The organism is Halorhodospira abdelmalekii (assembly GCF_016583625.1).
GTDB classification, from domain to species: domain Bacteria; phylum Pseudomonadota; class Gammaproteobacteria; order Nitrococcales; family Halorhodospiraceae; genus Halorhodospira; species Halorhodospira abdelmalekii.
On record NZ_NRRN01000010.1, the window covers coordinates 19380 to 43931 of the forward strand.

Annotated in this window: 26 protein-coding genes; 12 read left to right on the plus strand and 14 right to left on the minus strand. The window is 64.9% G+C overall.

Features of this window, described 5'->3' with window-relative positions; genetic code table 11:
• Positions 1–7 precede the first annotated feature (7 nt).
• The 5 genes from accB to plsY form a co-directional block, all read right to left on the minus strand.
• On the minus strand, positions 8–502 hold the full coding sequence (gene accB, locus CKO15_RS03610) for an acetyl-CoA carboxylase biotin carboxyl carrier protein (RefSeq protein WP_200192602.1): 495 nt from the start codon (positions 500–502) through the stop codon (positions 8–10).
• 26 nt (positions 503–528) lie between these two features.
• Positions 529–969, minus strand: a complete 441-nt coding sequence (gene aroQ, locus CKO15_RS03615; protein WP_200192604.1) for a type II 3-dehydroquinate dehydratase — start codon at positions 967–969, stop codon at positions 529–531.
• Between the two features lie 167 nt (positions 970–1136).
• A complete protein-coding gene (locus tag CKO15_RS03620; RefSeq protein ID WP_200192606.1) occupies positions 1137–2150 on the minus strand; it encodes a lysophospholipid acyltransferase family protein in 1014 nt (337 codons plus the stop codon).
• Positions 2151–2195: 45 nt separating this feature from the next.
• The gene (gene tsaC / locus CKO15_RS03625) at positions 2196–2780 is read right to left on the minus strand and encodes an L-threonylcarbamoyladenylate synthase type 1 TsaC (RefSeq protein ID WP_200192609.1); all 585 of its coding nucleotides are present in this window, start codon (positions 2778–2780) and stop codon (positions 2196–2198) included.
• A 24-nt stretch (positions 2781–2804) separates the two neighbouring features.
• Entirely contained in the window at positions 2805–3401 is a 597-nt protein-coding gene (gene plsY / locus CKO15_RS03630; RefSeq protein WP_200192611.1) for a glycerol-3-phosphate 1-O-acyltransferase PlsY, read from the minus strand.
• Between the two features lie 218 nt (positions 3402–3619).
• Here plsY and CKO15_RS03635 point away from each other — a divergent pair, with 218 nt between their 5' ends.
• Complete coding sequence (locus tag CKO15_RS03635; RefSeq protein ID WP_200192613.1) at positions 3620–4804, plus strand: class I SAM-dependent methyltransferase; 1185 nt, start codon at positions 3620–3622, stop codon at positions 4802–4804.
• A 14-nt stretch (positions 4805–4818) separates the two neighbouring features.
• Here the strand turns inward: CKO15_RS03635 and CKO15_RS03640 are convergent, their stop codons facing one another.
• The 3 genes from CKO15_RS03640 to dprA all read right to left on the minus strand — a co-directional run bounded on the left by CKO15_RS03640 (position 4819) and on the right by dprA (position 9307).
• Positions 4819–7533, minus strand: a complete 2715-nt coding sequence (locus CKO15_RS03640; protein WP_200192615.1) for a DNA topoisomerase I — start codon at positions 7531–7533, stop codon at positions 4819–4821.
• Between the two features lie 131 nt (positions 7534–7664).
• Positions 7665–8135, minus strand: coding sequence for a Smg family protein (locus CKO15_RS03645; protein WP_200192617.1), 471 nt, complete (start codon positions 8133–8135; stop codon positions 7665–7667).
• A gap of 2 nt (positions 8136–8137) precedes the next feature.
• Positions 8138–9307, minus strand: coding sequence for a DNA-processing protein DprA (dprA, locus tag CKO15_RS03650; RefSeq protein ID WP_200192619.1), 1170 nt, complete (start codon positions 9305–9307; stop codon positions 8138–8140).
• Between the two features lie 141 nt (positions 9308–9448).
• Here dprA and def point away from each other — a divergent pair, with 141 nt between their 5' ends.
• Genes def through rsmB form a run of 3 tightly spaced genes read left to right on the plus strand, consistent with a single transcriptional unit; the run spans position 9449 to position 12379 of the window.
• Positions 9449–9958 (plus strand): peptide deformylase, encoded by a 510-nt coding sequence (gene def, locus CKO15_RS03655; RefSeq protein WP_200192621.1) that lies wholly within the window; start codon positions 9449–9451, stop codon positions 9956–9958.
• Between the two features lie 55 nt (positions 9959–10013).
• Positions 10014–10958: a methionyl-tRNA formyltransferase gene (gene fmt, locus CKO15_RS03660; RefSeq protein WP_200192623.1), complete on the plus strand. Its 945-nt coding sequence runs from the start codon at positions 10014–10016 to the stop codon at positions 10956–10958.
• Positions 10955–12379 carry a 16S rRNA (cytosine(967)-C(5))-methyltransferase RsmB gene (gene rsmB, locus CKO15_RS03665; protein ID WP_200192625.1) on the plus strand — a complete coding sequence of 475 codons (1425 nt, stop codon included), beginning with the start codon at positions 10955–10957 and terminating at the stop codon, positions 12377–12379. The genes fmt and rsmB overlap by 4 nt, the downstream gene beginning before the upstream one ends.
• On the opposite strand, the gene CKO15_RS03670 is transcribed toward rsmB, so the two are convergent.
• Positions 12376–13644 (minus strand): 6-phosphofructokinase, encoded by a 1269-nt coding sequence (locus tag CKO15_RS03670; RefSeq protein ID WP_200192627.1) that lies wholly within the window; start codon positions 13642–13644, stop codon positions 12376–12378. The genes rsmB and CKO15_RS03670 overlap by 4 nt on opposite strands.
• A 303-nt stretch (positions 13645–13947) precedes the next feature.
• Here CKO15_RS03670 and CKO15_RS03675 point away from each other — a divergent pair, with 303 nt between their 5' ends.
• On the plus strand, positions 13948–14964 hold the full coding sequence (locus CKO15_RS03675) for a class 1 fructose-bisphosphatase (protein ID WP_200192629.1): 1017 nt from the start codon (positions 13948–13950) through the stop codon (positions 14962–14964).
• An 11-nt stretch (positions 14965–14975) separates the two neighbouring features.
• On the opposite strand, the gene CKO15_RS03680 is transcribed toward CKO15_RS03675, so the two are convergent.
• The 3 genes from CKO15_RS03680 to CKO15_RS03690 are packed head-to-tail and all read right to left on the minus strand — an operon-like array spanning position 14976 to position 17968.
• Positions 14976–16226: a 3-deoxy-D-manno-octulosonic acid transferase gene (locus CKO15_RS03680; RefSeq protein ID WP_200192632.1), complete on the minus strand. Its 1251-nt coding sequence runs from the start codon at positions 16224–16226 to the stop codon at positions 14976–14978.
• Positions 16227–16247: 21 nt separating this feature from the next.
• Positions 16248–17243, minus strand: a complete 996-nt coding sequence (locus CKO15_RS03685; protein ID WP_200192634.1) for an LpxL/LpxP family acyltransferase — start codon at positions 17241–17243, stop codon at positions 16248–16250.
• A gap of 2 nt (positions 17244–17245) precedes the next feature.
• Positions 17246–17968 (minus strand): protein-L-isoaspartate O-methyltransferase family protein, encoded by a 723-nt coding sequence (locus CKO15_RS03690; RefSeq protein ID WP_200192636.1) that lies wholly within the window; start codon positions 17966–17968, stop codon positions 17246–17248.
• A 213-nt stretch (positions 17969–18181) separates the two neighbouring features.
• Here CKO15_RS03690 and rpmB point away from each other — a divergent pair, with 213 nt between their 5' ends.
• The 3 genes from rpmB to mutM are packed head-to-tail and all read left to right on the plus strand — an operon-like array spanning position 18182 to position 19471.
• Positions 18182–18418, plus strand: coding sequence for a 50S ribosomal protein L28 (gene rpmB / locus CKO15_RS03695; RefSeq protein WP_200192638.1), 237 nt, complete (start codon positions 18182–18184; stop codon positions 18416–18418).
• Entirely contained in the window at positions 18418–18588 is a 171-nt protein-coding gene (gene rpmG, locus CKO15_RS03700; RefSeq protein WP_200192640.1) for a 50S ribosomal protein L33, read from the plus strand. The genes rpmB and rpmG overlap by 1 nt, the downstream gene beginning before the upstream one ends.
• A gap of 37 nt (positions 18589–18625) precedes the next feature.
• The gene (gene mutM / locus CKO15_RS03705) at positions 18626–19471 is read left to right on the plus strand and encodes a bifunctional DNA-formamidopyrimidine glycosylase/DNA-(apurinic or apyrimidinic site) lyase (protein WP_200192642.1); all 846 of its coding nucleotides are present in this window, start codon (positions 18626–18628) and stop codon (positions 19469–19471) included.
• Positions 19472–19499: 28 nt separating this feature from the next.
• Here mutM and coaD read toward each other — a convergent pair whose 3' ends face one another.
• Entirely contained in the window at positions 19500–19985 is a 486-nt protein-coding gene (gene coaD, locus CKO15_RS03710) for a pantetheine-phosphate adenylyltransferase (protein ID WP_200192644.1), read from the minus strand.
• A gap of 42 nt (positions 19986–20027) precedes the next feature.
• Entirely contained in the window at positions 20028–20639 is a 612-nt protein-coding gene (gene rsmD, locus CKO15_RS03715) for a 16S rRNA (guanine(966)-N(2))-methyltransferase RsmD (RefSeq protein WP_338035985.1), read from the minus strand.
• A gap of 193 nt (positions 20640–20832) precedes the next feature.
• Between rsmD and ftsY the strand changes: the two genes are divergently transcribed.
• The 4 genes from ftsY to rpoH all read left to right on the plus strand — a co-directional run bounded on the left by ftsY (position 20833) and on the right by rpoH (position 24547).
• Positions 20833–21780: a signal recognition particle-docking protein FtsY gene (gene ftsY / locus CKO15_RS03720; RefSeq protein WP_200192646.1), complete on the plus strand. Its 948-nt coding sequence runs from the start codon at positions 20833–20835 to the stop codon at positions 21778–21780.
• The gene (gene ftsE, locus CKO15_RS03725; RefSeq protein ID WP_200192648.1) at positions 21777–22454 is read left to right on the plus strand and encodes a cell division ATP-binding protein FtsE; all 678 of its coding nucleotides are present in this window, start codon (positions 21777–21779) and stop codon (positions 22452–22454) included. The genes ftsY and ftsE overlap by 4 nt, the downstream gene beginning before the upstream one ends.
• A 1-nt stretch (position 22455) precedes the next feature.
• Complete coding sequence (gene ftsX, locus CKO15_RS03730) at positions 22456–23508, plus strand: permease-like cell division protein FtsX (RefSeq protein ID WP_200192650.1); 1053 nt, start codon at positions 22456–22458, stop codon at positions 23506–23508.
• 163 nt (positions 23509–23671) lie between these two features.
• Positions 23672–24547: an RNA polymerase sigma factor RpoH gene (gene rpoH, locus CKO15_RS03735; RefSeq protein ID WP_200192652.1), complete on the plus strand. Its 876-nt coding sequence runs from the start codon at positions 23672–23674 to the stop codon at positions 24545–24547.
• Positions 24548–24552: the final 5 nt, after the last annotated feature.

The window sequence follows — 24552 nt, forward strand, 5'->3', positions numbered from 1 at the left end:
CCAGTACTCAGTCGGCGATCAAGAAGAGCGGTTGATCATACTCAACAGGCTGGCCGTTCTCGACCAGCACCGCGGTTACGACGCCATCCCGGTCGGCCTCAATCTGATTGAGCATCTTCATCGCCTCGATGATACAGAGCGTATCACCAGCGCGAACCCGCTGTCCGACCTCGACAAAGGCCTTGGCCGTCGGCGATGGTGAGCGATAGAAGGTACCGACCATCGGCGATCGGACCGGATCCCCTTCCGGCTCTGGTTCCGCCGAACCGCCACCCTGGTTCTCAGATCCCGCTGCCGTCTGCTCGCTCGCGGCAGCAGGCGCTGGCGGTGCTGCGTACTGTGGCATTGGCGATGGGGGGGGCGCAGCGTAGGCGGTAGGCGCAGCCGGCTGCGGTGGATTGCGGGTGATCCGTACCGACTCCTCGCCTTCGGCAATCTCGATCTCGTGGACCCCGGTCTCTTCGAGCAGCTCGATTAGGCGTTTAATCTTTCGAATATCCATGTTAATGGCGCCCTTTGTTTAGTATCTTACCCTCCCATGCGCCGAATAGCTGCACGGGCTGCTAGCTCGTAGCCCTCTGCCCCCAAGCCACTAACCACCCCCTGTGCTACATCGGCGAGGTAAGAGCGTTGGCGGAAGGACTCGCGAGCGTGGATGTTGGATAGGTGGACCTCGATGAAGGGAATCTGGACAGCAAGCAGCGCATCGCGCAAGCCGATGCTGGTGTGGGTGAGCGCAGCGGGATTGATGACGATATAGCCCACTCCCTCGTCGGCGGCAGCGTGGATGTAATCGATTAGCTCGCCTTCGTGGTTCGACTGCACGGCCTCGAAGTCGATCTCAGCAGCTTCACACAGCCTCTGTAGACGCTGATTGATCGCGGCGAGTGTCGTCTGCCCGTAGCGCTCAGGCTCACGTTGGCCTAGTCGGCTGAGGTTGGGGCCGTGGAGAACAAGCAACTTCGGCATGCGCGGTACTCACCCTTCCTCTCTGCGATCCTGCCCGGATTCTGACCGAGCACGCGAAAATTGTCTAGTTCTCTGAGGTTCGCTGCATAAGCCGGCCGCTTCTTGCCCAAATTGAGCTCCCGCATGCCGCTCGAACGGCCCCAACGGTTCAGCAAGGAGTCGTTCAGTCAGCCGCTGCTGTAAGGGGAGCGCGCGTCCGGGTCGGGGCGTGTCTTGAAACGCCGGTGGAGCCACAGATACTGCTCCGGAGCACGTTCGACCTGCTCTTCGATCAACGCATTGACCCGTGCTGCATCGGTCACCTCGTCTCCAGAGGGGAAGTCGGCAAGCGCGGGGAGCATTTCGACGTGCCAGAAGGGGCCAGGGCGACGCTCATAGCGTACCGGTACGACGGCCGCTCCTGAAGCCTGGGCCAGTCGCCCAGTCATAGTCAGGGTCATCGCTGGGGCGCCCATAAAGGGGGCGAAGACCCCGCTACGGCTGCCAAAGTCTTGATCGGGCGCGTACCAAACCACGCCGTTGCTGCGCAGCACACGCAGAATCCCGCGCATGTCCTCGTTATGCAGCATCCCGGTCACCGCGGCACGACGGACACGCAGCATCTCGGCATCGAAGAGGCGATCCTTCGCCGGCTTGTAGACCGGATAGAATGCCTCAATGTGTCGACCTAGGATTTTCGTTCCCATCTCTACACTGGTGTAGTGGGCGGCTAGTAAGATAACCCCGCGGCCACGGCGTCGTGCCTCCTCTAGGTGTTCCAATCCGTAAAGGGCGTAACGTCCGGCGATCCGTCGATCCGACAGCCACCAAGCAACCCCGCCCTCGAAGAGCCCCCGAGTCGCACTACGAAAGTGCGCACGCTCTAGGCGACGGCGCGCCGCCGGTGTTTGCTCGGGAAAGGCAATAGTGAGATTGACCCGGACGATCCGTCGGCGTGTCAGGATCAGCGCCCACAGGAGGGTGCCCAAGAGATCGGCTAGGGGCATCAGCAGCGGCCACGGTAACACGACCAGTAGACGCAGCAGAACGAGCGCTGCCCCGGTTGGCCAGTACCGCGGGTGGTAGAGAGGGAGCGATTGTCGGCGGCTTTTCCGGCCGAGCCCCCTCTTGCGCCGACCCCCTTGGCTGCGTCCAGAGGGATGGGTGGGCGCGGGTGGTGGTGAGCCTGGTGAGTCCGTCATGGGGAATATTTTAGCAAAAGCCTGCGCGCGAGGGCGCCCGCCGCCTTAAGCGCGCAGCTGCCTGCCGGTGGACAGATCGTAGATCGGTGTTGGGCGCTCGAGTCCACCGAGCGGACCGGGAAGCAGGGCTGCGATGCGCTCGCCGAAGTAGCAGCGCACCTGTGAGGCACTGCGCGCGGGGCGGCAGCGGGTTGGGTTAGCGCTTGTTGAGACGATCGCTCCGCCGAAGGCCCGACACAGGGCAGCGGCCTGCGGGTGTGCGGTGACGCGAACAGCGACGGTGGCGCGTCCGCCGGTGAGCCATTCGGGCACGGTTGGTGCCGCTGGGACGATCCAGGTGACTGGACCCGGCCAAGTGCGTTGGGCTGGCTCGATGGTCGCCGCGGGCAGGGGGGGCATGAAGGGGGTGAGGTCGGCCAGGGTGGCAGCGATTACGATGAGTCCTTGAGTGGCGGAGCGCCCTTTAAGGGCGAGAAGTGAAGAGACGGCCTGCTGGCTCCAGGGGTTGCAGCCGAGGCCCCATACGGCCTCGGTCGGATAGGCAATAACGCCACCCTGGCGCAAGGCGCGTGCGGCGAAGTGCAGTCGAAAGCGGCGACCAGTTTCAGCAGTGGAAGTTGGTATACCCATCCAGTCTAGGGGCGCGTTTGGCCGTCACTCCGAAGAGCGGCCGCCGATACGTCCCTCCTCACCTGTGGCCAAGCGGACGATGTTTTCGCGGTGACGCCAGATGCTGGCAACGGCCAGGATCGCGGTGGCAGCCCACAGCACCGGTGCCTCGGTCTGCCACATCACGTAGATCGGTGCCATGGCAAAGGCGACGATTGCTGCCAGCGAGGAGTAGCGAAAGGCTGCAGCCACGGCCAACCAAGTCAGTGCAGCTGCACCGAGTGCGACCGGTGACCAGGCGAGGAGGACGCCGAGTCCGGTAGCGACGCCCTTGCCGCCCTGGAAACGGAAATAGAGCGGATAGAGGTGCCCGAAAAAGGCCGCAAGACCAGTGGCGGCGGCGATCACTGGGTCGCCGGTGAGTGCCCAGGCCAAGACGACGGGTAGTGTGCCCTTGAGCCAATCGCCAGCTAGGGTCGCTGCAGCGGGGCCCTTGCCAGCAAGGCGCAGCACGTTGGTGGCTCCCGGATTGCCCGAGCCGTCTTGGCGTGGGTCGCCAAGGCGCAGTAGGCGACAGATCACGATGGCCGACGAGATCGAGCCGACGAGGTAGCCAATAATCACGAGTGCGACATCAAGCATAGTTAGTGGCTTCAATAGCTGTGCGGTTGAATTTTGCTAGTCTCCCGTGCTGCGCTGCAGCTTGCAAGGGGGGCACGGCAGCGCGCACTGGCGCCATCGAGCGGTATCACCGACTAACCTGACAGTGCCACCGGTTGGTGCTATCGGCCCATTGCTGTGCCGTTGGGCTGGGGGCGCAGGCTTGCGCCTAGCGGTCGCGATGCGGATACTGCTGCGTGATGTCGACGAACAAAACACTTCCGCAACCCGATACCGCCGCCCGTGCCGCGAGCGCCGAATTGCACGAGCGCCTTTGCACGGCCATTGATGCTGCCGGCGGGGCGATCCCCTTCGACTGCTTCATGGAGCGGGCGCTCTACGAGCCGCAGCTTGGCTACTATCGCGGAGGTGCGGCTCGTTTCGGCAGCGGCGGCGACTTTGCCACTGCTCCGGAGTTGACGCCGCTCTTCGGGCGCACTTTGGCGCACCAGATTGCCGAGATCTTAGCCCATCTCGGCGGCGGTGAAGTGATCGAACTCGGCCCCGGTTCGGGGCGTTTGGCCGCCGATACCCTGACCGAATTGGCCGCCCTCGATGCCTTGCCGCAGCGCTGGCGGATGCTTGAGGTCAGCGGCGCCTTGCGCGCAGAACAGGAGCGCACGCTGGCGGCGTGCGATGCGGCGATCGGCGCCCGCATCGAGTGGCTTGAGGCGTTACCGGAGCCGACCGGAAACCGGATCTGGGTGGCGAACGAGGTCTTGGATGCGCTGCCGGTTAAGCGCTTTGTCCGGCGCGACGGGGCAATTCGAGAGTTGGGGGTCGGGGTCGAGGAGGGGCGTTTGGTCTGGCGCGAGCTGCCCGCCGCAGAGGAGCTTCGCGCGGCCGTCGAGCGTCTCGAAGAGGGCATGGCCCCCTTTCCGGATGGCTACGTCTCAGAGGTCTGTACTCGCCTGCCGGCCTTTATTCGTGGCCTTGCAGAGGCCTTTGAGCGCGGGGTCATGTTGTGGATTGACTACGGCTATCCGCGGCGGGAGTACTACCTACCTGAGCGCCGTCGCGGCACCCTGATTTGCCACTACCGCCACCACGCCCACGACGACCCCTTCTTCTACCCCGGGCTGCAAGATATTACCGCCTTTGTCGATTTCAGCGCGCTGGCCGAGGCGCTGCGCGCTGCTGAACTCGATGTGCTCGGTTACGCCCCACAAGGGCCGTTTCTGGTCGGGGCGGGGTTGGCCGAGTTGGCCCGGCCGCAGCTTGAGACGATCGAGGATGCGCGCGAGCGCGTCGTGATCGCCCAGGCGATCCACCGGTTGACGCACCCGGGTGATATGGGCGAGCGGTTTAAGGTGATGGTTGCCGGGCGCGGCTACTCGGGGCCGCTGAGCGGACTGCGTATCGCCGATCGCCTCGGTAGCCTCTAGTAACCAGAGGCGGGCTAGGAGGAGGAGGTGACGGGCGTCTTGGCGCTGCTGCGCTTGCTGCCGCTCTTCGGTGTGCTAGTAGCGCTGCTAGTGCTCTTGGAAGCGCTGCCCTTAGATGCGCTGCCTTTTGCGGCAGTGGTCGTCCGCTTCGCTGGCGTGGCTGCCGCGCCGGTGCCACCTTCGCTGCTGCCCTCCTGCGCCGCTGCACTCTTCTTGGTGCTCTTGGTGGTGCTTTTGCTGGTGCTCTTGGTGCTTTTCTTAGTTGTGCTGGCCTTAGTCGCGCCCGTCTTGCTGGCCTTGCCGGCGGTCGAGCTTTTGGCGCCCTTGGCGGTGCTCCCCCCCCGGCGCCCCTTCCGCTCCGGGGCGTTGGCGATCAGCTCTAAGCACTCGGTGTGGGTGAGGCTCTCAGGCTCGCGCTCCTTAGGGATCTTGGCGTTCTTCTCGCCGTTGGTTACGTAGGGACCGTAGCGACCCCGTAAGACGCGGATGCCGTCGCCAAAATCGTGGATGGTGCGATTGGCATCGGCGACCTTCTTCTCGCGCACCAACTCTAGGGCGCGCTCGCGAGTGATGGTGTAGGGGTCTTCCCCTTTAGGGATAGAGGCGAACTTGCCGCCAAAGCGGACGTAGGGGCCGAAGCGGCCGATATTGACCTGCATCTCCTCCCCCTCTTCGGTCTCGCCCATATCGCGCGGCAGCTGAAAGAGGACCAAGGCCTCATCGAGGGTGATGGTATCGATGCTCTGTCCAGGGCGCAGGCCGGCAAAGCGCGGCTTCTCTTCATCTTCCTTAGAGCCGAGTTGCGCAAAGGGGCCGTAGCGCCCGATGCGCACCGTAACCGGCTTGCCACTCTTCGGGTCGGTACCGAGCTCACGCGCCTGTACCGCCTCTTGACGCGAGACGCCTTTCTTCTCCTCGACCCGCTCGCTAAACGGTTGCCAGAACGCCTCAAGGACCGGTACCCACTCGCGTTCGCCACGCGAGATGGCATCGAGATCGTCCTCAAGCCGGGCGGTAAAGTCGTAATCGACGTAGCGATCGAAGTGTTCGGTGAGGAACTTATTGACGGTGCGGCCGATGTCGGTCGGGATGAAGCGCTTCCCATCCATCTCGACGTAATTGCGCTGCTGTAGCGTTGAGATGATCGAGGCGTAGGTCGAAGGGCGGCCGATGCCGTGCTCTTCGAGGGTGCGTACCAAGCTCGCCTCGGTGTAGCGGGGTGGGGGCTCGGTAAAGTGCTGCTCCGGGCGGATGGCGTAGAGCGGCACGCGCTCACCCTCGCTGAGTTCGGGGAGAAACTTTTCGCCCGCTTCGTCCTTCTCTTTGCCGGGTGGGGTGTCGTCGGTCCCCTCCCGGTAGACGACCATAAAGCCGGGGTCGGCGACGGTCGAGCCGGTCGCCCGCAGCAGGTGCTGAGCCTCGACGTCGGCAGCGAGGTCGACGGCCACAGTGTTAATGGTGGCGTGCTTCATCTGACAGGCCACGGCACGCTTCCAGACCAGTTCGTAGAGTCGATACTGATCACTGGAGAGCTGACCGCGCAGCTTCTCCGGGTGGCGCGCTGCCGAGGTCGGACGAATGGCTTCGTGCGCCTCCTGCGCATTCTTCGAGCGCGTCTTATACGTTTGCGGTTTGCTCGGCAGCTTGTCACTGCCGTAGCGCTCGGCGATGACCTCGCGCATCTCGGCGACGGCCTCTTGTGAGAGGCTGACCGAGTCGGTCCGCATGTAAGTGATAAGACCGACGGCAGCGCCTTCGCCGACGTCAATGCCCTCGTAGAGCTGCTGCGCGATGCGCATGGTGCGACTGGCGGTGAAGCCGAGTTTGCGCGAAGCCTCTTGCTGCAAAGTCGAGGTGATAAAAGGGGCGGCCGGGTTGCGGCGTCGTTGCTTGCGTTCGACATTGACGACGCGCAGCTGCCCGATGACGTGGCTGCCGTCGTTGGGGGCGTCTGCAGTGACCTCGGCAAAGGGCGGCGAGAGGTCTTGCTGCGCCTGAGCGAAGGCGGCGGCGCGCAGCTGCGTCTCGACCTCGCGGGCGCGCTGCTCGTCGGTGATGGTGAACTGCTTGACCTTCTCGCCGGCCAAGAGGGCGAGCTTGGCGGAGAACGATTGCTGCGCCTTGGCCGCATCCCCCTCGATGGTCCAGTACTCTTGTGGCTCGAAGCGCTCGATCTCCTCCTCGCGCTCGCAGATCATGCGCAGCGCCGGACTCTGCACGCGTCCGGCGGAGAGTCCACTGGTGATCTTGCGCCATAACAGCGGCGAGAGGTTGAAACCGACGAGGTAGTCGAGGGCCCGCCGCGCCTGCTGCGCGTTGACGAGTTCCGCGGAGATCACGCGCGGGTGCGCCATCGCTTCGCGAATCGCCCCTTGGGTAATCTCGTGGAAGACGACGCGATAGACCGGCTTGTCCTCTAGCAGCCCCCGATCGCGCAACAGCTCGACTAGATGCCAAGAGATCGCCTCGCCTTCGCGATCGGGGTCGGTCGCCAGGTAGAGCGCCTCGGCCCCGCGAATCGCCTTGGCGATCGCCTCGACGTGGCGTTGATTCTTGTCGATCGGCGCATATTTCATGGCGAAGCCGTGTTCAGGATCGACGGCACCCTCTTTAGGCACCAGGTCCCGAACATGGCCGTAGGAGGCCATAACCTCGAAGCTGCTGCCGAGGTATTTGTTGATAGTGCGCGCCTTGGCCGGCGATTCGACGATAACGAGGCTCTTACCCATGCGAACGCTTCAATAGAGGCTGGATTGGAGGGCAAACCATAGAGGTAGGCGAGTGGCAAAGCAACCGTCGACCCGCGGCTATACGGCCCTGGCCGTGGCCCCGAGAAGGGGCAGGTCGCCGCTGCGCGCCTCTAGTGGACGAGGTGGGTCGGGACGTCGAACATCAGGTTCTCCATCCAGCTGTAGGCCTCTTCCTCGCCGGGGCGGTTGAAGAGCACCATCAGGATGACCCACTTCACCGTGTCCAGGTCGACCTCGTGATCGTCGAGGGCTAGGATGCGGTCTAAGACCAACTCGCGGCTCTCTGGCGTGAGGATGCCGACCTGCTCAAGGTAGACAATGAACCCACGCGTCTCCGTGTCCAGGCGCACCAACTCAGGTTCGCCGAAGAGGCGGATGGAGGGTGTCCCCGACGGCGAAACGGAGAGCACCCGCGAATCCGCCAGGGCGTCGAGCCATTCGAAGGCCTTGCGTATCTCTAGGCCGCTGAAGCCAGCCTCGTGCAGCTCATCTTCGAGCGAGTCACGATCCTCCGGCTCCTCATCGTTATAGAGATAGTTCTCAAACAGGTACATCAAGACTTCGAAGACATTTTGCTTCATTTCTAGACCTCTGGCCCGCGCCGCTGGTACCGGCCACCCGGCACCGCAGTCACCATGCCTTTTAGCTCCATAGCTAGCAGGATGGCGGAAACCTGATCGAGCGTCAATCCGGTTCGTTTTAAGATCGTATCCATCGCCACCGGATCATAGCCGAGGGCGTTCAGTACATGCACCTGCCGCGGATCTTCAATAGTCGCGCTAGGTGGAGGTGAGGGGATCGTGTTGTTGTCGCCGCCGGGCGTGGCTTCTGCGTAGCGAATATCGTGCGCTGTCGGCAACTCCTCAAGGATATCGTGGACCGACTCGACTAGTTTAGCCCCCTCGCGCAGCAGACTGTGGCAGCCGCGGGCGAGCGGGTCGTGAATCGAGCCGGGCACGGCAAAGACCTCGCGGCCCTGCTCAGCAGCGCAGCGCGCTGTGATCAATGCGCCGCTTTGCCGCCCGGCCTGGATCACCACCACGCCGTGGCTAAGGCCGCTTACCAGGCGATTGCGCCGCGGGAAGAGCCCGGCGCGGGGGCCGACCCCGGGTGGGTTTTCGCCGAGGACGGTGCCGTTGTCGCTGGCGATGATCGCTTCGCGCAAGGCGCGGTGACGGGCCGGATAGACGCGATCGGGACCGGTGGCAATCACGGCATGAGTGGTGCCCCCGGCATCCAGGGCGCCCCGGTGGGCGGCGGCATCGATGCCTAATGCCAGGCCACTGGTGACGGTCCAGCCGGCGGCGGTAAGCGCGCGCGCCAATTCGTAAGCCAGTTCGCAGCCGGCGGCGTTGGCGTGGCGGCTGCCGACGATGGCGATCTGCGGCCGGTCGAGCATTGCGCGGGCGCCGCAAACGAACAATAGCGGGGGGGGGTCGGGGATCTCGCCGAGCAGCGGCGGATAACCTGGCGCGCCAAGTGTTAGCAGATGGCGCGCGCTGCCGCCGTGGAGCCACGCCGCATCGGCCTTGGCCGCCGGCCAGTTCGGGGCGAGGATCCCCTCGACGATCGGCCGCGGCAGGCCGATCGCCCGTAGGTTGGTGCGCGAGGTGGTGAGTACCGCGGCGGGTTCGCCAAAGGCCTCGTGCAGGCGCAGCCAAGCGCGTGGGCCAAGGCCAGGAACGCGAGCCAGGGCGAGGGTCGATAAGAGCGGGTCGAGGCCGCTCGACGGTAGAGCACGGGGTTGAGACATGCGGCACGATCCTTGTGCGGGCCCAGGGTGGGCTTGATGTGAGCTCAGCGCCTGCCCGAGGTCAGCCTGAAGAGGGCAGGGTGTCGATTCAATCGCCGGTAGCGTATGATAATAGTTCTAGAACAGCAAGCGATCACCGCAATGGCACTACGTGAAATCTTAACCTTCCCTGACCCGCGGCTGCGCGAGGTGGCACAGCCGGTCACCGCTGTCGATGCCGAGATCGAACAGCTGGTCGACGATCTGATTGAGACGATGTACCACTGCTCCGGTATCGGTCTGGCTGCGACGCAGGTCGGAGTGGGCTGGCGCGTGGTGGTGCTCGATATCTCCGAGGCGCGCGATCAACCGCAGGTGTTGATTAACCCCCAGGTGCTTGAGGCGCGCGGTGAGATCAAGCGCGAAGAGGGCTGTCTCTCGGTCCCCGGCTACTACGACGACGTCATCCGCGCCGCCGAGATCCGCTATTCGGCCCGCGATCGCGATGGTCAAGTCTACGAAGGGGAGGCCGATGGGCTGCTGGCGGTCTGCATTCAGCACGAGATCGATCACCTCGACGGCCGCCTCTTTGTCGACTATCTCTCCGAGCTTAAGCGCAAGCGGGTGCGCAAGCGCCTTGAAAAGCGCGAGCGCAGCGCGGCTGATGCGTAAGCCCTGATGCGCAGCCCTGATGCGCAGCCCTGATGCATAGAGTAGTTGAAACCCGATGAGTAGACCGCGACTCCTGTTCGCCGGAACCCCCGACTTTGCCGTTCCCGCCCTCGCCGCCCTGCTGGCGGCCGAGTGGCCGCCTGTGGCTGTCTTCACCCAGCCTGACCGGCGTGCCGGACGGGGGCGCAAGCTGACCCCACCGCCGGTGAAGCGCCTAGCCGACGCGCACCGGCTACCGGTCTATCAGCCCGAGCGCCTCGGTGAGGCGGAGGCCGTGCAGCTTGAAGAGCTGGCCCCCGATCTCATGGTGGTGGTGGCCTACGGGCAGATCTTGCCGCAGCGGGTGCTGGCGATACCGCGCTGCGGCTGTATCAACATCCATGCCTCGCTGCTGCCGCGCTGGCGCGGCGCTGCTCCGATTCAGCGCGCCCTGATGGCCGGCGATCCGGAGAGCGGGGTGACGTTGATGCGCATGGATGCCGGGCTCGATACTGGCGACATGCTGGCGTGGGCGCGCACCCCGATCGATCCCGAGGAGACCGGCGGGAGTCTGCACGACCGGCTCGCGGAGATCGGCGCCCAACTGCTGCTTGAGCACTTGCCGGCGATCGTCGCCGGGGAGTTGACGCCGGTGCCGCAAGAGGAGGGGGAAGCGACCTACGCCGCCAAGCTGACTGCCGCCGACAGCTGGCTCGATTGGCAGCGCCCGGCCGCTGAGTTGGAGCGCCAAGTGCGCGCGTTGGCGCCGCTGCCGGGGGCGCGGCTGCGTATCGACGACGACACGACGGTGCGCGTCTGTGCCGCGCAGGTTGGTGCGGGAGAGGCGGCCGATGAACCGGGGCGTATCGTCGCCCTGGAGCGCGCTGGGATCGCCGTGTCGACGGCGCACGATCGGCTCTGGATCACCCGGCTGCAGCCGCCCGGCGGCCGCGAGCAGGCGGCGGCCGACTATCTCAATGGCCAAGGTCGGCACCTGCAGGTCGGGGCGTCGCTCCTTTGAGCGGGGCGCCACCGCGTGTCGTCGCCGCGCGGATCCTCGAGCGCATCTTGCGCCAGCGCGAGAGCCTCGATGAGGCGTGGTCGCGTTGTGCCGGGCAGATACGATCTGCCGATCAGCCGCTGATTCAGGCGCTGCTCTACGGGGCGTTGCGCTGGCTGCCGCAGCTTGAGGCCGCTGTGGCGGCCTTCACCCCGCGGCAAGATTGGCGGCGCGATAGCCGCCTGCGCGCCCTGTTGATTCTCGGTGCATGGGAGGCCCGCGGACTGTCGACCCCGCCGCATGCCGCTGTCTCGGAGGCGGTCGCCGCCGCCCGCGCCCTGCAGCGTCCGCGCGCCGCCGGCTTGGTCAACGCCGTGCTGCGACGCTTGCAGCAACGGCACTCGCAACAGCGGCCGTCCCCAAAGACCGGTGATGCCGATCCTGCCCTCGCCCCTGCCTCTGACTCTGGTGCTAATGCCGGTTGTGCCGCTGCCGCCGATCCCACCGATCCCACCGATCCCACCGATCCCATCGATCCGACTGGTTCCGCCGACCCCGAGATCCGCTGGGCCTTTCCAGGTTGGCTGCTCGAGCGCTTAGCGCAAGCGTTGCCGGTGCAATGGCAGCAGGTGGTCGAGGCGAGCAATCGCCATCCGCCGCTGACGCTGCGCGTCAATCTAGCGCAAGGGACGCGGCAGGCTTTTCAAGAGGAGCTGGCAGCGGCGGGGCACCTCGCTCATCCGGGGGGCTTGGCGGCGAGCGCACTGCGCCTGGAGCAGCCGTGTCGGGTCGAGACGCTGCCCGGCTTTGCGCGTGGGCGGGTTGCGGTGCAGGATGAGGCGGCGCAATTGGCCGCCGAATTTCTCGATCCGCAGCCGGGGGAGCGGCTGCTCGATGCCTGTGCCGCCCCCGGAGGCAAGAGCGTGCACCTGCTGGAGCGCTGTCCGGAGAGCGAGTTGACCGCACTCGATCGCTCCGCGCGGCGGTTGCGGCAGGTCGTTGAGAACCTAGAGCGCGCCGGTCTGAGCGCCGACTGCCGGGCCGCCGACGCGGCGGTGCTGAGTCAGTGGTGGGACGGTCGGCCGTACCATAAGGTGCTGCTCGATGCGCCGTGCACCGGCACCGGCGTAATCCGCCGTCACCCCGATATCAAATGGTTGCGCGAACCGGCCGACGCCGCACGCCAAGCTCAGGCGCAGCGGCGCTTGCTTGAGGCGCTGTGGCAGGTGCTCGCCCCCGGCGGTCAGCTGCTCTACGCGACTTGTTCGCTGCTCCCTGATGAGAACGAGCAGGTCGTAGCGCGCTTTCTCGCTGAGCACCCCGAGGCCGAGGCCCTGCCCCTGCCGGCGTATGGCCACGCCACCGGTGCTGGCATCCAGCTGCTGCCGGGCGATCCGGCCGATACCGACGGCTTCTACTACGCCCTGCTGCAGCGCCGTTAATAGAGTGAGTCGGCGTGCAGCGGCGGGCAGCGTTGCGGGCGTAGCACCCCTTGAATCCGCGGATAGCACGGCAGCCCGCCTTCAAAGGGCGGGTAGTCCTCGCCGCCGATCAGTGGGCGTAAGTATTCACGGCAGGCGGCGGTGATGCCGTAGCCGTCCGGCGAGATGTGCTCCTCGGGCATGCCGCGCTCGATATTGGCGACCGCCTCCAGCGGAACGGGCTCAATCGACCAGCGATAGGGGACGTTGCTCAGGCGCCGGATCATCGGCACGAAGCTGTGCTGCCCAGCGACCACCCCCTCCACTGCTGCCCGCCCGACTGCATACGCCTGTTCGACATCGACGCGCGAGGCGAGGTGACGGGCGGCGCGCTGGACGTAGTCGACCACCGACCAGTGCAGTTTATGCCCGGTCTCGGCGCGGATCAGCTCGGCGAGCCGCGGGGCCACCCCGCCGAGTTGCGTATAGGCGTAGACGTCGTGGTTCTGTGCCACCGAGAAGAGGGAACCGTCGGGGTTTTTCAGCCCCTCAGCGGCGACGACGACGCAGTAGCCGTGGCAGTGGACCGCCATCTGCAGATGGGTCAAGAAGCGCGCCTGATCGAAGGGGACTTCGGGGAAGAGGATCAGCATCGGCGGGCGCCCATCGTACTCCTGGGCTAGAGCCGCGGCTGCCGCCAGCCAGCCAGCGTGGCGCCCCATCACCTCGATGATAAAGACCCGGGTCGAGCTGGTGTGGGCCGACTCGACATCGAGGCTCGCCTCGCGCACCACCGTGGCAATAAACTTAGCCGCCGAGCCGAAGCCGGGGCAGGCGTCGGTCAAGGGCAAGTCGTTATCGATCGTCTTCGGTACCCCAACGGCGGTGATCGGATAGTCCATCACCTCGCCCATGCGGGCGACCTTCAAGGCGGTGTCCATCGAGCCGCCGCCACCGTTGTAGAAAAAGTAGCCGATATCGTGCGCCTGGAAGACCTCGACAAGGCGCTCGTACTGGACCCGATCCTTCTCCGGGTCCCCTAAGTCGAAGCGGCACGAGCCGAAGGCACCGCCGGGGGTGTGGCGGAGAGCGGCGAGGGTCAGCGGATCCTCCTCGTCGAGGTCGAAAATCTCCTCTTCGAGGACGCCGAGGATGCCGTTGCGGGCGGCAAAGCAGGTACCGAAGTGTGCAGGGTGGGCGCGTACCGCCTCGATCACCCCCCAGGCGCTGGCGTTGATGACCGCGGAGACCCCCCCCGACTGGGCGTAGAGTGCATTTTTAGGCATGGCGCTCTCTCGTTCTTATCGTGCTGTTTTGGGGCGCTCCGAAAAACCCCGCTTCTGACTTGCTAACCTGTTGAAAGGAGTGGTCGTGACTGGACTCTTTCGAAGATCCCTTGTTGTCGTGTCGCGAGCAGTGCAGCTGCATCGCTGTGCTCTGTTTGGCCGCCGGTGTGAGCGGTGCCGGCCGCGCCGATAACAGACTACCCCACGGATCCATAAGCTTAACGCCCGGTTCTGTCGAGCGCGAGTTTGCTAGACTGGCACGCGAACAAGTTGCTCACAATAATAGCCAGGAGGAAGCCGCGTATGTACATCGGCACAACGCTGACCAACTACATTATCGAGACGCAACGCACCCTGCCCGAGGCGACCGGCGAGTTCACCGGCCTGCTCAACGACGTCTCCGTTGCCTGTAAGCGGATCTCTGACCTGGTCAACAAGGGTGATCTGATTGGTATGCTTGGCTCGGCCGACTCGGAGAACGTGCAGGGCGAGACGCAAAAAAAGCTCGATATCGTCAGCAACGATATCTTTATCGAGGCGCTGGCCCATAACGGCCACATTGCCGCACTGGTCACCGAGGAGATGGAAGAGGTCTACCACCTTCCTCCTAACGCCCCGCGTGGCCGCTACTTGATCTTGGCCGATCCGCTCGATGGCTCCTCGAATATCGACGTGAACATCTCGGTCGGCACCATCTTCTCCATCCTGCGTGCCCCCGAGGGGGTAGGTGAACCGCGTACCGAGGATTTCCTCAAACCGGGTACCGAACAGATCGCCGCCGGCTACTGCCTCTACGGCCCCTCAACCACCATGGTCTTTGCTACACGTGGTCACGGTGTGCAGATGTTTACTCTGAATAAGGACTTTGGTGAGTTTGTGTTGACTCGCAAAGATGTCCAGATTCCTGCCGATACGGCTGAGTTTGCCATCAACGCCTCGAACAGCCGCTTCTGGGAGCCACCGGTGAAGCGCTATATCGACGAGTGCTTGGCGGGCAAGAAGGGGCCGCTGGGCAAGGACTACAACATGCGCTGGGTCGCCTCGATGGTCGCCGAAGTCCACCGCATCCTGACCCGCGGCGGCATCTTCATGTACCCGGTCGATGAGCGGATCAAGAGCAAGGGACAGGCCGGGCGCCTGCGTTTGATGTACGAGGCCAACCCGATGAGCCTCATCGTCGAGCAGGCCGGCGGCTTGAGCTCGACCGGGCGCGAGCGGATCCTGGACATTGCACCCGAGGAGATCCACCAGCGCGCCGGCGTCATTCTCGGCTCTAAAAACGAGGTCGAGCGGGTGGTGCAGTACCACCGCGAGGGGTAACCGCCGTCGACTCAGTCACGCAACTGCCGCAAAAGCGCATCGGTGTAGAGTGCAGTGATGTCTTGGGCGGCTGTGACCGTGGCCGCCGCTTGCTCACCGAGCTCGCGGCGGGCCTGCGGGTCGCGGAAGAGTTCGATCAGCGCTTGCTGCAGGTCGGTCTCATCAAGGAAGCGCTGCGCGCCGCCGGCGGCGCGCAGCCGCTCGGCCTCTTCGGCAAAGTTCTCCATGTGCGGGCCGAAGAGGATCGGGCGGCCGAGGCGGGCCGGTTCGACGAGGTTCTGGCCGCCGCGCTCGATCAGTGAGCCGCCGATGATCACCACCTCGGCAGCGGCCATCAGCATCTCCAGTTCGCCGAGCGTATCGGCGATGTAGATCTCAGCATCGCTGTGGGTCTCGCCAGCCGAACGTAGAGCGACCTGAAAACCGGCCCGGCGCAAGACGTCGCGAATCCCCGGGCCTCGTTCCGGGTGGCGTGGAACGATCACCAGCAGCTTCGGCACTTGTCGCTCGCTGCGGGCCTTGGCCCAGGCTTGGGCGATGCGCAGCTCTTCATCGTCGTGGGTCGAGGCGGCGACGATCGTCGCGCGACCGTCTAGATCGAGAGGCTCGATCGGCAACTGATCCGGATCGGGGGGCGCCAGTTTGAGGCTGCCGAGGGTGCGGATGTGGGCCGGGTCGACGCCGAGTTTGCTGAAGCGCTTGGCATCTTCGGTGCTGCGTGCTAGGACGACATCGACGCGGGCCAGGGCGGAGCGCTGTAGCTGTCGGGCGAGGGCTGGGGCGTTGAGCGAGCGCGACGAGAGTCGAGCGTTGGCCAGGATGAGTGGGACTCGGTGGTGCTTGCTCAGATAGTAGAGATTGGGCCAGATCTCGGTCTCGAGAATGACCCCGAGGCGAGGGCGATGTGTGCGCAAAAAGCGCTTCACGGCTCCTGGCCAGTCGAGTGGCTGATAGACGTGCTGCACCGTTGTGGGCAGTTTGCGGACTGCGGTCTCAGCGCCGGTGGCCGTCGCGGTGGTGAGCAGGATGGGCAGATCGGGGCGCTGACGCTGCAGCGCACGGATCAGCGGGGCGGCCGTGCGCACCTCACCGACCGAGGCGCAGTGGAGCCACACCGGGCGCTCGAACTGCGGGGTTCGGTAGTAGCCAAGGCGCTCGCGCAGCATCCGGGTGCCGCCACGGCGCTGCGAAGTGCGCAGCAGCCAGAGGATGACCGCCGGTGAGAGGGCGTAGAGCAGTGCAGTGTAGAGGGTTCGTAGCATAGTGATCTTTTAGTCGGTCGCCTAGTAGCGTCGAGGGGTCTCGGGTGGGCGGCTCTTAAAGCGCTTGTGCGCCCAAAAGTATTGCTCCGGTTGTGCTCTGACCCAGTGCTCGATCAGGGCGTTGACGCGTGCTGTGGCGGCTTCGAGATCCTCGCCAGCAGCCGGGAAGGGCTCCAGCGGGGGCTCGAAGATGAGCTGATAGCGCCCATCGGGCAGTCGCTTGGGGTAGTACGGTAACACCAGACAGCCGGTGCGTTCAGCCAGGCGGGCTCCAGCCGGGGTGGTGGCCGCAGCAATCCCGAAAAAGGGGGCAAAGAGACCGCCCCGCCGCGGGCTGATGTTCTGATCGGGAGCGTACCAGATCGTCTCGCCGTGGTTCAGGGCGCGCAGCATTGCCCGCATATCGCGGTTCGAAATCACGCCGGCGATACGTCGGCGACGGGCGCGGCGGACCACGGTGGCGATCAGCGGGTTACGGTCTTCGCGATAGAGGGCCTTGAAGTCGATCAGCTGATTGAGCATCGCCCCGCTGATCTCGAGCCCAATCATGTGGGCCGAGAGCAGCAGGACGCCGCGCCCCTCCTCTTGTGCCGCCACCTGCGCCGCCTGGAGATGTTCGCGCCCGATGATCTCGTAGAGCGAGGCGATCTCCTGCTCAGTCGCCCACCAAGCGGTCGCGATCTCGAAAACTCCGAGGCCCAAGTGGCGGAATGTTTCACGCGCTAAAGCGGTGCGCTCACGCGGTGTCAGCTGCGGATAACAGAGCTCAAGGTTGCGCAGCGTGGTTGCCCGCGGCTCCCGGGCCAGGTGCCAGCCGACCGCACCCAAAGCGGTGCCGAGCGCCGACCGGCCGCGCCGTGGCAGCAGCAGCACGCTGAGGCGCAGAACGGCAAGCAGCAGCCACGTTCCCCAGTAGCGCGGATGAAAGAAGGCTGCCCGCAACAGCCGGTCGTCGGCGGGCGTCGCGCGCCCGCCGGTTTGCCGGGTGTTGTGCTCGGTTGGCTGCGGTTGGGTCACGGCTAGAGGACGAGCGCCTGCTGCGTGGCCGGCTGCGTAGCCTGTTGCGCCCCGCGCAGCGGCGGCAGACTGGTCTCAAAGAGGCTTTCGCACGTCCAGGCGTGCTGTCCGGTGCGGGTGATGAGCAGTGCCTCCATGACCGGTGGGGTGCCCACGATCATAAAGAGGCGACCGCCGATCACCAGCGAGCCGTGGAAGCCGCGATGCAGGCTCGGCAGCGAGCCGGTGACCGCGATCACATCATAGCGCTGGCCATCGCGCCAGCCGGTGACAGCGTCGCCCTCCAGGACGTCGATGCGCGCCTCACTGCGGGCTGTGCGCAAGTTTTCGAGTGCTTGTGCGCGCAGTTCCGGGTCGATCTCGATGCTGGTGACTGAGCCGCAGAGCTGCGCCAGGCAGGCGGTGACGAAGCCGCTGCCGGTGCCGATCTCGAGGGCCCGTTCCCCGGGTTGTGGAGCGAGCGCTTGCAACATCCGCCCCTCCAAGCGTGGCTCCATCATCGCCTCACCATTGCCTATAGGGAGCTGTAGGTCGCTGTAGGCGAGTCGGCGCAATCGCTCGGGGACGAAGTGCTCGCGCGGGATCTGCTCGAAGACGGCAAGGGTGCGTGGATCGAGCACGAGCCAGGTGCGCAGTTGACTCTGCACCATGTTGTCACGAGCGAGGCTGTTGTCACCAGCGGGGCTTACACGGGTGGAGTCGATCACCGTATCACCGTTTAGCATGTTGTTCCTCTCTCCTCCTGGCCCACTGTGCCCAAGCGGTGCTGCGCAGTGGTTCAGTCCGATCTATTGTTTTATGCGCCGTTCCGCGCACCGGCAATCGTAGGGGGTTGGCGGGGCGGCGGCAACTGGTGCTTGCGCTAACGGCCGTAGACTGCTATAAAATGCGCCTTTTCCGGCTGGCGGCCGGAGTCTACGGTATTGAGGAGCGTAACCATGTCCAAGGTCTGCCAGGTGACCGGCAAGCGTCCGGCTACGGGGAACAACGTCTCCCACGCCAACAACAAGACGCGTCGCCGTTTTCTGCCAAATCTACACTACCATCGCTACTGGGTGGAGAGCGAAAACCGCTGGGTGCGCTTGCGGCTGTCGACCCAGGGGATGCGACTGATCGATAAGCGCGGGATTGATACAGTGCTCGCCGAGATGCGGGCGCGTGGGGAGAGAGTCTAATGGCGGGTAAGAGCGGACGCGAGAAGATCAAGCTGGTGTCGAGTGCCGGCACTGGGCACTTCTATACGACCGATAAGAACAAGCGCAACACCCCGCATAAGCTTGAGTTCAAAAAGTACGACCCGGTCGTGCGCAAGCACGTCGTCTATCGCGAATCGAAACTCAAGTAACTGCGTCTGCGCCTAGCTGAGTCGCTGACACTCGGCCGTGCCGGAGCTGCCCGAGGTGGAGACGACCCGCCGCGGGCTGGAGCCGTTCGTACGCGGTCGTTTTCTGTGTGGGGCGAACGTCTATCAGCCGCAACTGCGCTACCCGGTCCCCGCCGACTTACACGAGCGGGTTGCCGGGAGGTGCGTCATTGCGTTGCGCCGTCGCGGCAAGTACCTGATCTTTGAGCTCTCCGACGCGGCCTGGGTAACCGTCCACTTGGGCATGTCCGGGTCGCTGCGCTTGCTCGATCCTGCCTGTCCGCCCGCCCGCCACGATCATATCGACCTGTTGATAGGCCAAGGTGCCGTGGAGGCGCCCGCTGTGCAGCCAGTATGGCGGGTGCTGCGGTTGCACGACCCGCGACGGTTCGGTTCTTTGCTCGCTGGTGAGGGCGTGGCCGAGGAGCACCGGCTGCTGCGTGAACTCGGTGTCGAGCCTCTCAGTGAGGCCTTCACCGGCGACTACCTCTACCGTTGTGCCCGAGCGCGGCGGATCTCCGTCAAGGCGCTGCTGATGGATGCGCGTGTGGTGGTCGGTATCGGCAATATCTACGCCAACGAGGCGCTCTATCGTGCCGGTATTCGTCCCGATCGGTCAGCCTCGCGGATCTCCGCAGCGCGGTATCGGCGTTTGGTCGCGGCGGTGCGCTCCGTTCTTGAGGCCGCTTTGGCTGTCGGCGGCACAACGCTGCGTGATTTTATCGACAGCAGTGGGCGGCGCGGCTACTTCACTCCGCAGCTGGCCGTTTACGGCGGCGGTACGTGCCCGGCCTGCGGGCGGGCGCTGACTGCCGTGCGGATTGCCCAGCGCAGCACCTGGTTTTGTCGCGCGTGTCAGCGCTAGCCGGGCCCGGCTCACTGCAATCAAAACGCTACACGCGGCAGACGCGCTCTTTCAGCGCCGCGGCAACGGTTGGGTGGACAAAGCGGCTGACATCGCCGCCGAGTGCGGCAACCTCCCGGACGAGGCTCGATGAGATAAAGGCGTACTGCTCAGAGGGGGTCAAAAAGACCGTTTCAACCTCGGCGCGCAGCTGTCGGTTCATGCTGGCAAGTTGGAATTCGTACTCGAAGTCGGAGACGGCACGGAGGCCGCGGACGATCACCTGAGCACCGTGGTAATCGACGAAGTCGACGAGCAGGGTAGAGAAGGCTTCGACTTCGACGTTAGCGGCACCGTTGAGTGCAGCGCGGGCTAGTTGCAAGCGTTCTTCGAGGGAGAACGCTGGCCGCTTATTGGGGCTGGGGTTGGCGGCGACCCCGACGATTAGACGCTCGAAGAGGCGGGCGCCGCGCTGAATCAGATCGGTATGGCCGTGGGTGATCGGATCAAAAGTCCCCGGATAGACAGCGATCATGGGCGCTCCTAGTGGCTGGTTGATGGTGCGGTGGGGGAGTGTTCAGGGTGTCTCTTTGCGGCGGACTGGGGTCTCTTCACCCGCAACATGGCAAGCACGCAGTAAAGCCAATCGACTCTGCCCGATGTGGGCCTGGCGCAAAAGCTCGGTCTGCGTAGGCGGTCGCACCTCTTCCTCTTCGCTATCGCCGTGCTCTAGATAGATCGTTGCCCCAGGGGCAAGCCAATGGCCCTGGCACAGGGCCTCGAGGGTAGGGGCTAGCAAGCCGCTGCGGTACGGTGGGTCTAAGAAGACGATATCGAAACGACGCTCCGCTCGGCCGCTTAGAAAGCGCAGTGCATCCGCGATCTGCACCGCGGCCGGCGCCTCAAGCTGCGCGATCCAGCGCTGTAGCGCTCCGGCGATGCGTGCATCGCGTTCGATAAAGAGGGTTCGGTGCGCCCCGCGCGAGAGCGCTTCCAGGCCCAGTATGCCGGTGCCGGCGAAGAGATCGAGGCAGTGGGCTTGCGGCAAGACCGGGGCAAGCCAGTTAAACAGAGTCTCGCGCGTTCGATCAGTGCTCGGGCGCAGCCCGGCTGCCGCCGGGACCGGAAGGCGCCGACCGCGCCAGCGCCCGCCCACGATGCGTATCCCTACTGCTTTTCGCCGACTCACGCCCCAGCCATACCTTTGGCAAACTTTAATGACAGCAGACAGTAATGACAGCAGACGGCCACGCGGTGCCCCTGCGCACGGTCAGATGTTAGTATCAATTGCCTTAGCGGGCAATGTGCTTCCATCTCCGCCCTGAAAGGGCGGCGCTTTTCGCGTAATTTGATAAAACGCAGACTTCAGGACGGAACAGCCGATGAGCGACGAGCAGAGTACCGGGCAACGCCGCGGCCTGATGGGCAGGTTGCGCAACAGCCTAAAACGCACCCGCAGTGGCCTGACCGATGGACTGGCCGGGGTCTTTTCTGGGCGTAGGCGTCTCGACGATGAGATGCTTGAGGAGTTGGAGGCGCGTCTGCTCTCGGCCGATGTCGGCATTGAGGCGACCGAGACGGTGCTCAACGGTTTGCTGGAGCGCTTCGGTCGCGCCGAGATCAAGGACGGGAGTAGCGTCTTCGAGGGGCTGCAGGAGGAGATTGCTAAGGTCCTTGAACCGGTCGCCCAGCCGCTGCGGATCGATGCCGCAAAGCGCCCCTTCGTCATCCTTACCGTCGGTGTGAATGGTGCTGGCAAGACGACGACGATCGGTAAGCTCGCCTCTCGCCTGCAGCAGGAGGGGCGCTCGGTGATGTTGGCCGCTGGTGACACCTTCCGCGCCGCGGCCGTCGAGCAACTGAAGCAGTGGGGCGAGCAGATCGATTGCCCGGTGATCGCCCAGTCGACCGGAGCCGACTCGGCCTCCGTCGTTTACGACGCCTACGAGGCTGCGCGCGCGCGCGGGGTCGATGTCTTGATCGCCGATACCGCCGGGCGGCTTCATACTCAGGCCAATCTGATGGAGGAGCTGCGCAAGATTCGCCGGGTGCTGGCGCGCCAGGATACCGCCTCGCCCCACGAGACCCTGTTAGTGCTCGATGGCGGCAACGGCCAAAACGCCCTGGCGCAAGCTGAAAAGTTTGGCGAGGCGGTGCAGGTCAGCGGACTGGTGGTGACCAAGCTCGACGGTACCGCCCGTGGTGGGGTGTTGTTGGCGCTTGCACAACGGCTGCGTGTGCCGGTGCGCTATATCGGGGTCGGTGAAGGAGTCGAGGATCTGCGCCCATTCGACGCTAAGGAGTTTGCGGCCGCATTGGCTACTGAATGATCCACTTCGAGCGTGTGAGCAAGCGGTATCGGGGCGGGCGCAGCGGTCTGCACGGGCTCTCGCTGCTCATCGGCGAGGGCGAGTTGGTCTTCATCACTGGTCACTCTGGAGCGGGTAAGAGTACGCTGTTGCGCCTGATCCCGCGCCTTGAGCGTTTGAGTGGGGGGCGGTTGATGGTCGCCGGGGTCGATATCGCGCAGCTGCCGAAGCGCCGTGTGCCGTTGCTGCGTCAGCGTATCGGGGTGACCTTCCAAGACCACCGTCTGCTGCGTGATCGAACCGTGCTCGATAACGTCGCGCTGCCGCTGGTGATCAGTGGGGTGCCGTATCGCGAGCGGCTGCGCCGGGTGCGGGCCGCGCTCGATAAGGTCGGGTTGCTGGATAAAGAGCGGGCCTATCCGCCGACGCTCTCCGGCGGGGAGCAGCAGCGGGTCGGGATCGCGCGCGCTGTGGTCAATCGGCCGCCGGTGCTGCTCGCCGATGAGCCGACCGGCAATCTCGATCCGCAGCTCTCGGCCGAGATCATGCAGCTCTTTGCCTCTTTTCAGGAGGTCGGTACCACGGTTCTGATCGCTACCCACGACCATCGCCTCGCGGCGACCTTCGGGCGACGGATGGTCGAGCTGCGCCACGGCGAGCTGGCTGCCGACTACCCTGCCCAGGAGGGGATCTGAGGTGGCCCGGCGCCCGGCACGTGGGGCGACTCCGCGCCGTGTTCAGCGTAGCCGCGGCGAACGGCGCCAGGAGCGTGCGCTGCTGCAGCGCTGGCGCCGTGGCAGTGAGAAGACGCGTTCTAGTACCCCCCTTTCGCCACCGCTGCTCTACGGGGTGCGCCATCTTCAGGCGGCTCGGACTGCACTCGGACGCCTCGCTAGCAGCCTCGTGCACAGCGTATTGACGGTGGCCGTGGTCGGGATTGCGCTGGCGCTGCCGGCGGCCCTCTGGGTGGCACTGGAGAATATCGAGCGGGTGACCGGTGGCTGGCAGGAGGGGGCGCCGCAGATCTCGCTCTTTCTTGAGCGCGATCTATCGGATGGTGCGGTGATGAACCTAGCGGCGCAGCTGCGACAGCGCACCGAAGTGGCGGAGGTGCGCGTCATTACCCCGGAGGAAGCGCTTGCTGAACTGCAGGCCGAGACCGAGATGCAGCAGGCTTTGGCGCTCCTCGATGAGAATCCGCTGCCGCCGGTGGTGGTGCTAACGGTGGCCGCGCAGTTGGAGCCGACGGCGGTGGCGCGTCTCGCCGAGGGACTGGCCGGACAAGCGCAAGTGGCGCAAATGCGCCTCGATCAGGAGTGGGTGGAGCGCCTGCACGCGCTGATGACCCTCGTCGAGCGGGCGCTGCTGGCGATCGCCTTGTTGTTGGCGGTGGCTGTTGTTTTGGTGGTTGGCAATACCATCCGGTTGACGGTCGAAAGCCGCCGCGAGGAGATCGAGATCATCAAGCTGATCGGTGGTAGCAACGGCTTCGTGCGCCGCCCCTTTCTTTACGAGGGGTTGGTCTACGGGCTGTTGGGCGGGACGGGTGCGTGGATGCTGATCGAAGTGGGGCGCTGGAGCCTACAGACGCCGGTGCAGCAGTTGGCCGCGAGTTACGGGACGAGCCATACGCTGACCGGGCTCGGTTTTGAGAACACCGTGTGGCTGCTGCTCGGCGCAGCACTCTTCGGCCTGCTGGGGGCGTGGATTGCCGTGGCCCGTCACATCGCCGCGATTGAACCGGCCTGAGTGGATTGGGTCAAACAGAGTAGCCCGATTGGATTGGGTTTTGATCACAGGACCCTTGAAAAGATGTCGCACGGCCTCCATATTCCTTCGTTGAATGGCGGATCTCTTAAGAGCACCGCGTTTGGGCGCCACAATCGGTTGTGATTTAGGGAGGGGTAGAGTGATGAGTACGGCACTAATGAGCATGGAGCACACCCGGTTGCCGCTGCCGACGAGCAGCGAGGAGGCGTATATCCAGGCGGTGAGCCAAATCCCGGTGCTCGGTGCCGCTGAGGAGCACGAGCTGGCTAGACGTTTCCACGACGAGGGTGATGTCGAGGCAGCGCGGCAACTGGTCGTCTCGCACCTGCGTTTCGTCGTCCATATCGCCCGCGGCTATCGCGGCTACGGACTGGCGCTCGGCGATCTGATCCAGGAGGGGAATATCGGCCTGATGAAGGCGGTCAAACGCTTTGATCCCGGCGTCGGGGTGCGCTTGGTCTCGTTTGCCGTGCACTGGATCCGTGCCGAGATCCACGAGTTTATCCTGCGCAATTGGCGGATCGTTAAGGTGGCGACGACCAAGGCGCAGCGTAAGCTTTTCTTTAATCTGCGCGGCGCTAAAAAGCGTCTCGGCTGGCTATCGCGGGCCGAGGTCGAGGCGGTCGCCGACGATCTCGGTGTACGCCCGGAGACTGTTCTGGAGATGGAGTCGCGCCTCTCCGGTCAGGACATCGGCTTCGACCCCCTGAGCAGCGACGATGAGGACGACGAGGGGCTGCGGGCGCCATCGGCCTACCTGGAAGATCGGCGTTTCGATCCGGCCGCTGTGATCGAGAGCGAAGATTGGGAGCGTCACCAGGGCGGGGCGCTGCATCAGGCGCTGGATCAGCTCGATGAGCGCAGTCGGGAGATTCTCCACGGGCGCTGGTTGGCCGAGGAGCGCCAGACCCTGCAGCAGCTCGCCGATCGCTACGGGGTCTCGGCAGAGCGAATCCGCCAGCTTGAGAACAACGCCCTCGGTAAGCTGCGGCGAGCCGTGGCGGCGCCCTCTTCGTAACTGAC